General features: G+C 37.6%; 11 protein-coding genes. All 11 read right to left on the bottom strand.

What is annotated here, in order from left to right:
• Positions 1-93 precede the first annotated feature (93 nt).
• The 11 genes from DL897_RS05155 to ymfI all read right to left on the bottom strand — a co-directional run bounded on the left by DL897_RS05155 (position 94) and on the right by ymfI (position 12,762).
• Positions 94-1,845, bottom strand: a complete 1,752-nt coding sequence (locus tag DL897_RS05155; RefSeq protein WP_113658065.1) for an ABC transporter ATP-binding protein — start codon at positions 1,843-1,845, stop codon at positions 94-96.
• 625 nt (positions 1,846-2,470) lie between these two features.
• On the bottom strand, positions 2,471-4,060 hold the full coding sequence (locus DL897_RS05150) for a DEAD/DEAH box helicase (protein WP_113658064.1): 1,590 nt from the start codon (positions 4,058-4,060) through the stop codon (positions 2,471-2,473).
• A complete protein-coding gene (locus tag DL897_RS05145) occupies positions 4,057-5,310 on the bottom strand; it encodes a competence/damage-inducible protein A (RefSeq protein ID WP_113658063.1) in 1,254 nt (417 codons plus the stop codon). Before DL897_RS05145 ends, DL897_RS05150 begins: the two co-directional genes overlap by 4 nt.
• A 21-nt stretch (positions 5,311-5,331) precedes the next feature.
• On the bottom strand, positions 5,332-5,919 hold the full coding sequence (gene pgsA, locus DL897_RS05140) for a CDP-diacylglycerol--glycerol-3-phosphate 3-phosphatidyltransferase (protein ID WP_113658062.1): 588 nt from the start codon (positions 5,917-5,919) through the stop codon (positions 5,332-5,334).
• Positions 5,920-6,244: 325 nt separating this feature from the next.
• Positions 6,245-7,162, bottom strand: coding sequence for a helix-turn-helix domain-containing protein (locus tag DL897_RS05135; RefSeq protein WP_168188653.1), 918 nt, complete (start codon positions 7,160-7,162; stop codon positions 6,245-6,247).
• Between the two features lie 119 nt (positions 7,163-7,281).
• Positions 7,282-8,727, bottom strand: a complete 1,446-nt coding sequence (locus DL897_RS05130) for a helix-turn-helix domain-containing protein (protein WP_168188652.1) — start codon at positions 8,725-8,727, stop codon at positions 7,282-7,284.
• A 182-nt stretch (positions 8,728-8,909) separates the two neighbouring features.
• On the bottom strand, positions 8,910-9,626 hold the full coding sequence (locus DL897_RS05125) for a helix-turn-helix domain-containing protein (RefSeq protein WP_113658059.1): 717 nt from the start codon (positions 9,624-9,626) through the stop codon (positions 8,910-8,912).
• A gap of 40 nt (positions 9,627-9,666) precedes the next feature.
• Positions 9,667-10,686 (bottom strand): helix-turn-helix domain-containing protein, encoded by a 1,020-nt coding sequence (locus DL897_RS05120; protein ID WP_113658058.1) that lies wholly within the window; start codon positions 10,684-10,686, stop codon positions 9,667-9,669.
• 25 nt (positions 10,687-10,711) lie between these two features.
• Entirely contained in the window at positions 10,712-11,482 is a 771-nt protein-coding gene (locus DL897_RS05115; protein WP_113658057.1) for a DUF3388 domain-containing protein, read from the bottom strand.
• Positions 11,483-11,629: 147 nt separating this feature from the next.
• Positions 11,630-11,884 carry a DUF3243 domain-containing protein gene (locus DL897_RS05110; RefSeq protein ID WP_113658056.1) on the bottom strand — a complete coding sequence of 85 codons (255 nt, stop codon included), beginning with the start codon at positions 11,882-11,884 and terminating at the stop codon, positions 11,630-11,632.
• Between the two features lie 128 nt (positions 11,885-12,012).
• Positions 12,013-12,762, bottom strand: coding sequence for an elongation factor P 5-aminopentanone reductase (gene ymfI / locus DL897_RS05105; protein ID WP_113658055.1), 750 nt, complete (start codon positions 12,760-12,762; stop codon positions 12,013-12,015).
• Positions 12,763-12,783: the final 21 nt, after the last annotated feature.

Genomic DNA, 12,783 nt, shown 5'->3' with positions numbered 1-12,783 from the left:
TGATGACAAATCGGTGCTTTCCTATTCGAGTTAAGCAATAGATCATTCTCTTTTTTTTCTACACATTTTGTAGCATAAATCGATATTGATACTCTATAAACTTTTCTCCCATTTAAACTGTTGCTTAACCAACTTCTGATAAAGTGAATGATTATTTAACAACTCTTCATGAGTGCCAACTCCAGTCAGCTTTCCTTTTTCTAAGACGAGAATTTGATCTGCATCTACTACTGTCGATAAGCGATGCGCAATAACTACTGTGGTTCGTCCTTTCATTAGATTTTGTAATGCATCTTGGACTACCTTTTCTGAGGTAGAGTCTAAAGCAGAAGTGGCCTCATCCAGCATCAAAATTTTCGGATCATGTAAGATCGCTCGTGCAATCGCAATCCGTTGCCGTTGTCCTCCCGATAGCATGATACCCCGTTCTCCCACTTCTGTATCAAATCCATTGGGTAACTCTTGAATAAATTCATCCGCATAAGCTAGTTTTGCAGCTCTATTTAGCTCTTCATCTGTCACTTCTCGTTCCATCGCATAGCAGATATTTTCACGAATCGTACCAGCTAGTAATGGACTTTCTTGGGATACATAACTGATACAGCTACGCCACTCTCTTAGCCCAAACTCAGATAATGGTGTATCTCCTAAACGAATTTCTCCTTCTGCTATTGGATAAAAGCGCTCCAATAAGGAAAATATTGTCGTTTTCCCACTTCCACTCGGTCCGACTAACGCCGTAACTTTACCTGGTTGAATCGTAAAACTAACATCATCGATAACCCAATCATTTTCTGAATAAGAAAATTTCACATGATCAAAGTAAATAGGTAAGGAAGGATCAACTCTTTTTTCCTTTACATCCATCTCTTCTTGTTCGTTTTCCAAAATATGATTAATTCGTTCTGTTGCTCCCATCGCTTTTTGAACACTTGTCATAAATCGAGTCAGCATGGTAAGTGGCATAATGATTTGGAATAGATACAAGATAAATGCTACTAAATCACCTGCACTTAAAGCTCCCGTAGCAACTCGATATCCACCATAGCCGATAATTACCACTAACATAAACATCATTACAAAGCTCATCAATGGCTGAAGAATCGCAGTGAGTTTCGCTTCTTTTAGGCTAACTTTGAAGAGATGATCAATTCTTTTTTCCCCATGCTTCTTTTCTACTGGCTCAGCTACATAAGCTTTAACTAATCGAATCTCCGAAACAACCTGTGTCATTAAACTAGTAAAATGAGCCATTTCACCTTGTAAATTTTTAGAAATCGAATACATTTTTCGACCAATTGGTCTCATAACCAGAAAAATAATGGGAACAGAAGTAAGCATTACTAGTGTCATCGACCAATCTAAATAGAAAAGTATAGCAAGAGAACCAAATAAAGAAATGATACCTGTAAAAATCGATACTAACTGAACACTGATCAAATCTTTAATCACTGCTGTATCATTATTAATCCGACTAATCGTCTCCCCCGAACGATTCTGATCAAAATAAGAAACAGGGAGTAATAATGTTTTATTCCACAAACGTTTTCGTAAATTGGATACAACTTTTTCTCCAAGATATGCTAAATAGTAGGTTGAAAAACCTCCAGCAGCCGCTTGGATGATAAAAGCACCTATTAAAATGAAAATGGTAGTCAGATCAAGTTTACTAACTGTCATCACATCGACCAGATTTTTAGTAAACCATGGTACAACTAGTCCAGCAATGGTTGAAATCAAACTTAATCCCAATACAAGAACAATGAGATGCTTAGGTAAAACCTTGAAATCTATCAGCTTAATAAATCGTTTTATATTTATTTTCATATCAGGCTTTTTCTCCATGTATTCTCCTCCGTTTATCTATGTTCACTTGGTTTGCTCCCTAAATATCATATACAATTTTGAACTAAATTTAAATCAAACCTTAAGCATATAAATGCATCAGAGGTCTCTAATTCAGAGAAGATTCATAACTAATAAAGATATAACTTCCGATTTATTCAGAAATCACTTATTTGAACTAAGAGAATTTGGATCAAAACAATCATTTTCCCTTTTTGAAGGCGCTTGTATGAATGGTATAGCACGTATTTTAGTATTTGCGCAGCGTTTCCACAATCCACAGTAAACTAGATTAAAGTCTAAACAATTTATAATTGTTTTAAATATCGAAATACCTTATCAAATATAGCTTCGCCTATCTAAGTATGCGAAATCTAAATTTAAAAGTTTTTTTTATTTATAGTTCCATTATCTACATAAATGGTATTTATTCAGAAAGATTATGCTCTACGTTTACTAAAGCAAAAGATATAAAAAATGTGGTTGGCTCCTTATCATATCCAAAGAAACAAAAAATGCTATTCTTTCTAGGAGTATAAGAGAAAGAATAGCATTTTCAATTCAAAGAGAAAAGTATTTGTCATCTAAAAAAACCGATACATCCTCTAAGTTCATCTTATAATATTCAAAATGTTGAACGAGTTCGAGGACGAGCTGGTTCCATATTAATTCTCGCACCATTGATACGAGATTGTCTAAGCGCTTCATATACAAATGGTGCTAATTCTTTAGGTACTTCTACAAAAGAAAAACGATCATAAATATTAATTTTTCCTATTTGTCGATGGGATATACCTGCATGTTCAGCAATCGCTTTAGCTAATTCTTGCGGACCCAAATTGGCATTACGTCCCACATTGATAAAGAAACGTACCATACCTGGAGCTGCTCCGGTTTCCCCAAAATTATAAGCTGTATCTTCATTCTTTGCGAATCGTTCGAAGAAAGCTAAATGTAGCGCTGCTGCCATGATTTTCTCGGGCGAGAATTTTGCTGTAAGCTGGCTAATCATCTCTCCGAGCATGGAAAAGTCTATATCCGATTGAATCGTTTCCTCCATTTGCGCGATCCAGCTATCTTGCTGTTTAGCAGCTACCTCTTCAAGGGTTGGAAGCTCTTTGGGAGTAAGACGTGCACCTGTTTCTTGTTCGATTTGTCGAAGCTGTTTCATTTCTCGTGGCGTTACGAGGGTAAGAGCCATACCTCTTCGTCCTGCTCGCCCTGTACGACCAATTCGATGAACATAACTCTCTACATCTTGAGGAATATCATAGTTTACAACATGGGATACACTACCGACATCAATCCCACGTGCAGCCACATCTGTTGCAATCAGTAATTCGATCTCACCTTGTCTGAAAGCACTCATCACTCGATCACGTTGTTGTTGTGTCAAATCACCATGTAGCCCACCTGCTAAATATCCTCGTGCTTGTAATGACTCTGTTAGATCATCTACTCCTTTTTTAGTTCGACAGAAAATGATGGCTAAATCAATCTCTTCACTATCTAAAATTCGGCATAGTGCTTCAACTTTAAAATTCTCTAGTACACGATAGGAAACCTGTGTTATAGCTGGAGCAGTCACTTCACCATGATTGACCGTAATCATTCTTGCCTTACGCATATATTTTTGCGCCAGCTGCCGAATGGCACTTGGCATCGTTGCTGAAAAAAGAAGGAGCTGACGTCCTTTGGGTACAAATTGCATGACTTCTTCAATATCATCTATAAAACCCATATCCAACATTTCATCTGCTTCATCAAGAACAACGATTCGCACATGGTCTGTCTTTAATGTGCCACGGCGTAAATGATCCAATAATCGTCCGGGAGTACCAATGACCACATGCACACCTTGCTGTAAAGCTTTAATTTGACGTCCAATTGCCTGTCCGCCATAAATGGGTAAAGTCCGAACACGCTTAGGTCGCCCGATACGACGAATTTCTTCAGAAACTTGAATAGCTAGCTCACGTGTCGGAGCCAAAATGATACTTTGCACCTTATTAATATGCGTATCTATCTTTTCAAGAGCTGGAATTCCAAAAGCTGCGGTTTTACCTGTCCCAGTCTGTGCTTGCCCTATCACATCTTCACCACGTAGAATAGATGGGATACACTTCTTCTGAATAGGCGAAGGCTCTTCAAATCCTAAGTCTTGAATCCCTTTTAAAATATCTTGACTTAACTTAAATTGCTCGAAACGATTCATTGCATAAGTTCACCTTTCTTTATACGTTGCTGTAAGATGAATAAAGCATAGTTCGCTGCCAATAGCTGGATTCGCTTACGGGAACCCTTTAATTGGAGCTGATATACACGAGTGACTTTTCCTCTTTCAGCCAAACCGATCCAAATCAGGCCAATCGGCTTCCCTTCTGTAGCACTTGGACCAGCTATACCTGTTATGCTCAGTGCATAGTCGGTAGTAAATTGCTGCCGAGTATTATCTGCTAAATATTTTGCAGTCTCAAAGCTTACTGATCCATATTTATTTAAAGTGTCCTCTGGTACATTTGCCATTAAGGTCTTAATTTCATTGGTATAACAGACAAGTCCACCTTTAACCACTTTGCTAGATCCTGGAACCGTTGTAAGTAAATGGGTAGCAAGCCCACCAGTACAACTCTCAGCAAATGCCACGGTCTTATTTTGCTGAGATAACAGTCCAAAAACAACTTCTTCCAATGATTCATTCTGTTTACTATAACAATAACTTCCAACTCGTCTGAAAACCTCTTCCTCCAGAGGTGCAAATAAGCGCTCTGCTTCTTCTTCATCTGTAGCATACGCTGTTAGTCGTAATATCACACCTACATCCTTTGCATATGTAGCTATGGTAGGATTCGATTGATTTTGTATTAAATCATTTAACTTTTCTGCTAGGCTCGATTCCCCAATACCAAAAAAACCATAATCTTTTAGTCTAATCACCGACTTTTGAGATAGTAAGCGCATTAAAAAAGGGCGTACACTTGCTTCAAACATGGGTTTAAGCTCTCTTGGAGGACCTGGTAGCAAAATATAAGTTACTTGATCTTTCGTAACTGTGAGTCCTGGTGCAGTTCCATGTAAATTATGAAATAGGGTTCCGTTTTTAAATACATAAGCTTGTTTATAATTATTGCTTGGGATCTCTTCCAAACGATGTATAAAAATTTGCTTTAAATGGTCCAAGGCTTTTGGATCTAAAATCAACTCTTCAGCTAAGAATTCAGCTAAAACTTCTTTAGTTAAATCATCTTCTGTGGGACCAAGTCCTCCACATAAAAAAACTAAATCAGAGCGTGAATGAGCAAGTCGTATTACATCCATCAATTGTTTATCATTATCTCCAACAGAAGTATGAAAGTAAACGGGGACTCCCAAAGTATAACATTCCTGTGACAAATAATAGGAATGACGATCCAATGTTTGACCCGAAACTAATTCTGTCCCAACAGTAATAATCTCAGCACGCATGGGTTAAATATCCTCTCTTCTCTATTGCTCTGACTTAGTTAACGCAACAATCTTTCTATTTTTGTAGAAATAGTCTAGGCCCGATATAATAGTAATGGCCACAGCAAGTACTGTAGCAATATTAGCAAATGGAAACGAGAAAATAGAGAATGGAACATTATTCAACATGAGTGAAACAATCGCAACAATTTGTATAATCGTTTTCAACTTGCCAAGTGGACTAGCTGCAATCACATACCCTTCTGCTACGGCGATTAGGCGAAGTCCTGTTACAGCAAATTCACGACTAATGATCACAATTGCAACCCACGCTTCTAATCGCTGCATTTCTACCAATGAAATTAAGGCAGCTGTAATCAATAATTTATCAGCCAATGGGTCCAAGAACTTCCCCAAATTGGTTACAATCTTATTTTTACGAGCAATATAACCATCTAACCCATCTGTCACAGCTGCTAAAATAAAAATGAGGGTCGCAACTAGCTCACTAACTTTTAAAGTGACTTGACCTAGATGAACAGAACCCAAATCAAACCGCACCAATAAAAAAATCATGACCACAGGTACAAGAAAAATGCGAGCTAGTGTAATTTTATTGGCCAAGTTCACTAAAATCTACCCCCTGATAAGCTGATCTGTACCGTCATGGAGGTCACCCTCACACTTAAGTATTTATTATTTCACCCAGCTGATAGACAAGACTGCTTAAAACTTAAAAGTGTGCACCTTAAAGATCGTTAAGTCATAACCCCCTCTGTACTTATTTCAAGAAAATATAAATCGCTGGGAAACTTAACTAAGCTTCAAAGTTTTTAAAGCACAACATTTTTGCTTAACGCTTAAGTAATTCTTAGGTAAGTATAAACTAAGCTGATTACACGTGTCAAAAAGAGCAGAAAGGCAATTTCAATCACCCTTCTGCTCATGTGGAGGACTAATTACTTAATTTAAACTGATAGTTTTGTGCTTTCTTTGCTTTTGAGGTATCAATAATGATGTCATTGATATATAAAACAACTTGTTTTGGAGAAGAAACCGTGATAAAGATCCCATTTTGATCTGTTACTTCTTCACTTTCCTCTGCCGTTAAAGTTTTATTAAGCAAAACCTTTCCCTTTTTATCTCCCATATGTGCTGATATTTTTACCGAACCTGTGGCTTCAATTTTCACTCTTAACTGTTCTACATTTTTTACTTCATAAACATCTGTCTCATCTTGGCTCGTTTCTGCTGCTCGAACTAGTTGAATCTCAGCTTTTTTTTGTTCAACAATTGGACTGGGTGATGTAGTAGAAGCTTGGCTAACTGGTGTAGTTGTACTTGCCTTCGTAGGGGCCTCCTGTTCACTATCATTCCAGAGCCAAATAGCAATCGGTACTAATATAAACACAGCGATGATAGGAACATATACATACCATTTGAATAACCATCTCTGCCAACTGTTGATCGATTGTTCTTGAAGCTTCCTTACTTTCATAGTTTCTTTTCTAGATAAAAAAGTTTGTCCATGATTTGCAGGTGTTCCACCCATATTCATAGAGTTATTACCTGTATTGGGTAGAGCAGCAGATTGAAAAATCATGGTAGTTTGAGAAGAGGAGGGTGATGGTTTTGCTCTCCTTTTTGTATTTTGATAAGCTTGCAAAATAGGAGCTGGATCAACCTCAAGTAGTTGGGCGAGGGAACGTATATGTAGTGTCAATGGAACACTAGGTGGTATAGCGGCAAAGTCCCCCTTTTCGATAGATAAGATATAACGCACGGGAATTTTGGTATGTGCTTCAATCTGGGCTAACGTTAACCGCTTTTGTTCCCTAGCCAATCGCAACTTTTCAGTAATTGGATTGGACAATATGAATACCTCCTGCTAAATGAAGTGCCCAATTTCTTTAAAAGTATATCTTATACTCAAAAAAAAAGTCAAAATGAAAAGCCAGCCTGTTCACTATACACACAAAGCTGGCTTTCATTCTATTTTTTCTTAATCTCAATAAGTTGTCCAGATTGAATCGGATCACCATTTAAATAAACTTTGACATTTTGTGGCTGTCCTAATTGAATAAAAAGCGGTTGATCTTTAAATGTATAACTATACTCCAACGGTGCCTGTTTCGGTTTAACCGTAGCATCCTTTACAGTTACTTCCTTATTATATTTAGGCTGATTTCGAATATTTACCCACGACTCACCTGCTGTCGCTTCTATTTTAATCTGCAATTGATCTCCACCTTGTAACAGATAGCTATTATTGGCTGCATCACTGATTTTTACTTCACCCGGTCCTGCATCCGATTGAGGTTGTGTAGGCTTTTCTTGGGATTGATTCTTATTACTGCTATTATTTTGTACCACTTTATGTGTAGATGTTTTAGTTTCATCTTTTGGGTCATCTTTATCAGCAAATAAAAAATAGTATCCTAAAAAGAGAAGTGGAATACAGATCACAGCAGAGGCTATAAAAACTTTCGTTGAGCGCTTCCCTGCTACCTTGCGTTTGGATGTTTTTCCTCTACCACGAGTCGGGAATAAAGACTCATCCCCTTTGGGAATATCTGGCTTAGTTGCTGCTTCTGCTGGAGTAGGCTGATTTGGTAGCTTTGACATTGGTTTTGCCGAGCGTAAAAAAACCGTTTTACCAGCTAACCCCTGATCCGACCCATTTATGCTACTCGGATCTGGTTTTGATATGTTCGGATTTGTATTTGTATTTTTGTTAGGTAAAGGAGATTTTAGAGTCGTTTGCTTTTTATCTAAATTCGCAGTTGTAAATATTTCTGTTTGATTTTTACTTCTATTTGATTCAGCCTGTTGGAAGGCTGACATCTTCCGAGGAGAAGTTGACGATTTACCTATCTCTTTTTGCTGTCTTGACTGTTGTGCAGAAAGCTCTTCAGCTGCCACTGCCATTTCTTGTTTTGATTGGTGTAAAGAAGAAAGATTCATTTGTTGCGTTGCAAATAAATTTCTCCGCTTAGACTGTGCCTCATTGTTATTTTGAGTTGACACGACTGTTAAAGCTGTTTGTCGGCTCACTCTTCGATGCTTTTGTGAGTTGGATAAGATGGGTGGACGAATTTGAGTTGTATTTGTTTCTGAAACATTCGGTTCCATGATGTTTGGTATATGTCCTGTCATTTGGCTCGTTCGACCACTACCATGAATTCCTTTATTTTGTCTTTCTTCTTGTTCTTGTTTACGATATTGTCGTAAGATATGTTGTGGCTCAATTTTCAAGCAATTGGCATAAGAGCGGAGATATGTACGAACATAAAAAGGACTTGGTAATTTATGAAATTCACCATTTTCAATAGCAACTAAAAACGATTTTTGAATTTTCGTTTTTTCCTGAACCTCGTCAAGGGACAGGCCAATCGCTTCGCGTGTTTGACGTAAAAAAGCACCTATTTCAACAGACACCCCTGCCACCTCCTAAAGGTTGTTGTTCCCACTCACCGCCCGCCCCAAAAAGAAGCGTATTATTTTTAGTTTGATAAGCTCTTATCACTCAATTTCCACTTTTCGTTTTCCATATTTCGCTTTCAGCATAACATGGTGGTTTATCATGTGTCAAAAAAGCCCTCATTCATTTGAGAGCTCCTCTAAGAAATATACTTTAAATATACTAAGCCCAATGTGGCTAACGCCCATAAAACAGTACCAACAATTAGAAAGCCTGTGTAAATCGGGTTAGCCGATTTTTCTTTTCGTATTCGCTTCTTTCGGTCACTTCTGCTCAATGTTGCTGTGCGTGAAAGTTGACCTTCAGATCCACTTTCTTTCTCGTGTGTATCTTTTTCACTCGAAACAGCTGATCTTCTTCTAACTGTTTGTGAACGTTTTGGATTTGCGGAGTTGACTACATGATTTGAGCGGGTAGCAGACGTTGATTTATTTGAACGTGTATTCCGATTATTTTTTTCTTCAGATGGAACCACATTCACTTGATAACGTTTAGTCTCTTGGAATCGATGAGAGCTTGTTTCCTCGAGTTCAACATTTCTTCTTATTTGCGATTTCGATTGATTAACCGGACGATATGATCTGGTCTGCATATGTCTAGTTGATTGGGTTTCGTTATTTTTATAAGATAAACCACTGTTATTCAAAAGCTGTTGGGGGTTTAAACCAACACATTTCGCATAAAATCGTATGTAAGAACGCAAATAAGCTGTATTATTAAATATCTCGAACCGCCCTTGTTCGATTGCCTTTACATATTTTATATCAATTTGTGCCATCTCTGCAATCTCTTCTACTGTAAGACCTCTTGCAAGACGTGCTTGTTTGAGCTGCTGACCTAATAGTACTGTAGACAATAATGACCACCTCCTTAAGTCTACAAATTAATTATAATGGCTATTTTTTAATTTGGACACGATAACTTTTGGCAAGATCTTGAGCAGATGTATCTAATATTTGACCATTAATGGTAACTTCAAAACTTGATGGGATTTCAAACCAAAACCAAATCTCACTTTTCCCTGCAGTATTTACTGAAAATGTTTCACCTGGCTTTAATACCATCTCTTTTGCGTTATCTTTGGAAGTGCCAAACTTAAATTTAGAGGATTTATTTCTACCCATAAACTTTACTTCAAGTTTATTTACGTTGGAAATATAATACATTTGCCCTAACTCATCATTCGCTTCACCAGGCTCAAGTAAGGGTCCTGAGCTTCCCACTATACCAGGATTTTCAATAGGAGGGTTTGCTGCAGCATTCGTTTCTCCTGATGACTTACCATTCCATGTAAAGTAAGCGCCTCCACCACCGACTAACAGCAAAGCACAGATAACCGTAATCCATTTCCAAGGAGAAGATTTCTTCTTTTCTCCAGCTAGTGAGCTCATTTCTTGTTCTTTTGCTCGCATTGCAACTTTTCTTGGTGCAAATTTACGATTTAAATGCGCACTACTCATTTGGATCGTATTCATACTTAATGTTTTTTGGCTTGACTGTATTTGAGAAACATTAGGTTGCATTTGGGGAGAATTTTTTCTAGCACTCTGAATCACTTTTGTTTTATTACGTGATTCCTCTTTTTGATAAGAGCTGTTGTTTGGTCTTGGCATAGCCACAGACTGATTAGTGGCATGAGGATGCGTATTGACCATGGACTTCTTCATTGTTGTTTGATTGGTTTGACTGGCCATTGCCTCATACTGTTCAATTAATGCTTGATCAGGTAATCCTACTTCTTTTGCATATGCACGAATATAAGCTCGTACATATACAGGATTGAATAAAGAGTCCATTTGATCATTCTCTAGTGCCTGCAAATAACTTATATGCACTCTTGTTCTTCTTTCCATTTCTTCCAAATTGATTCCTAAACGTTCACGAGCTTGTCTTAGCTGTTGTCCGATGGTGTACATACGCTCCCCTCCCAGTTCTATTTATCTATTCAAAAAAATCCATCCTTCTATTTTCAACTACTTCATATGTAATCTGCTCATCTGGATGATTTCTTAATTCAATGATGTAATTAAAGTCATCTAAGGTAAACTCTGTATTTTGCACAAAGATGTCAGGATGCTCAATCACTTTAGCTGCATTCATTCGAAAAATTTCGCGAATTAACATATCATGTGACTCTGTCGAACGTACTGTAGATACAATTCCATCAATAATATAGACATGTTGATCTGACAATTCATCATAAGCCAATTGACTTCGTATCGTTTGTTTAAGCAAAGTCGAAGATACAAAAACCCACTTTTTACTTGCATATACACTTGATGCAACAATGGATTCCGTCTTGCCAACTCTAGGCATCCCTCGAACACCTATCAACTGATTTCCTTCTCTCTTTAACAACTCTCCCATAAAATCTACGAGTAATCCAAGTTCATCACGTGTGAATCGAAAAGTTCGTTTATCTTCCAAACAGCGATCCAAATATCTTCCATGTCGAATTGCGATTCGATCAACCAGCTTTGGTGGACGCCATGCAGTTATAGTAATATTATCAACATTTTCCAATATTTGCCTTAGAACTTCGATTTTTTTGTAATCATTTGTTCGTAATAACATTCCACGCCGCTGATTTTCGACACCACTAATTGTAATTATATTTATGGAAAGCATTCCTAATAAGGATGCAATATCTCCTAATAAACCAGGTCTATTTTTGTGGATCTCATATTCTAAGTACCATTCATCTTGACCCAAGCAACACATCCCCTTTATTTTGATTCTTTTCCGTAATTTATGTTCTTAAGTATAACATATGTTCAGACATGTGCGAACCCTCTTCAGCAAAAGAATCATTTCTTTTCAAAATATAAAACGCCCTAATCGGGCGTTTTAACATATATTTTATTTTTTACCATCATTAACCATTTTCACCATTAAACCTGCGATGGTTTTTTGTTCCTCTTCGCTTGCAACAGACCATAATTCTTGAAGTAAACGTTCTTGTTCATTTTTAGGATCAACATCTTTAGCTAAATAATCTCCCAGTTGATAAGCTAGATCGCTAATTGTATTTTGATCCATACCAAGACCTTGTGCTTGATTGACTCGCTCTGATAAAAAATTCTTCCATTCCTGAAAGTTTTCTAAAACAGACATGGTAACCCTCCTTGTTTACAACTATAGTGCGTCTAGGTGTAATATGACCGAAACATTACTGTTTTATACAAGGAATGATCACCAAAAAAGTTATCTATAGATATTTCTCGTAACAGTCTTAAAAAAGTTTATGTATGCCATCCACCATTAACATGAATCACTTGACCCGTGATATATCCTGCTTCGGGTAAACATAAATAACGAACAAGCGAACCTACTTCTTCAGCTGTACCAAGCCTTCCCATGGGAATCTCTTTGGCTAGTTCATATTGTTCATCCTTTGTTAGTTGCTGATTTAACATTTGTGTATGAATGGCCCCAGGTGCTACTGCATTAACCGTAATCCCAGAGGGGGCTAACTCCTTAGCAAGCGCTTTAGCCATTCCATTTAATGCTCCCTTAGCTGCCGAGTATAAAACTTCCTCAGCCCCACCTGTTTCTCCCCAAATGGAAGATAATAAAATGATTCGACCGCTTTTTCGCTTAAGTAAGCTTGGTAAACCGAATTGAATCAAATGAAAAGCTCCACGGACGTGAACATCCATGACTTCCTCATAGTGTTGTTGAGTCATATCTTGAAAAAGTCCTATTTGGCTAATACCTGCACTATGAATTAATATAGAAGGCTCCCCTAAGTTAAAGCGTACAGATTGATAAGCCTCGTGCATTGCCGTAAAATCCTTTACATCCATTTGTACTGGAATTGCTTGAACTCCTAACTCTTGACACATGGTCACGATCTTTTCGGCCTGTTCTGCCTGTTCTCGAAAACCAATTGCCAGATTAGCTCCAGCTTCTGCAAGTGCTATGGCAATCCCTGCTCCAATGCCTCTATTTCCCCCAGTAATCCATGCGGTTTGTCCTTGTAATAGTTTCATTCATCTTCCTCCATAAAAAAG

Source organism: Thermoflavimicrobium daqui, assembly GCF_003313465.1.
GTDB lineage: Bacteria > Bacillota > Bacilli > Thermoactinomycetales > Thermoactinomycetaceae > Thermoflavimicrobium > Thermoflavimicrobium daqui.
The sequence above is the reverse complement of the archived record's forward strand: the minus strand, read 5'-3'. Positions and strand labels throughout refer to the sequence as shown.

Coding starts and splice junctions, on each gene's coding strand:
- ymfI (WP_113658055.1), bottom strand. CDS start 12,762: ATGAAACTATTACAAGGACAAACCGCATGGATTACTGGGGGAAATAGA.
- DL897_RS05150 (WP_113658064.1), bottom strand. CDS start 4,060: ATGAATCGTTTCGAGCAATTTAAGTTAAGTCAAGATATTTTAAAAGGG.
- DL897_RS05120 (WP_113658058.1), bottom strand. CDS start 10,686: ATGTACACCATCGGACAACAGCTAAGACAAGCTCGTGAACGTTTAGGA.
- DL897_RS05110 (WP_113658056.1), bottom strand. CDS start 11,884: ATGTCTGTTTTAGAAAACTTTCAGGAATGGAAGAATTTTTTATCAGAG.
- DL897_RS05145 (WP_113658063.1), bottom strand. CDS start 5,310: ATGCGTGCTGAGATTATTACTGTTGGGACAGAATTAGTTTCGGGTCAA.
- DL897_RS05155 (WP_113658065.1), bottom strand. CDS start 1,845: ATGGAGAAAAAGCCTGATATGAAAATAAATATAAAACGATTTATTAAG.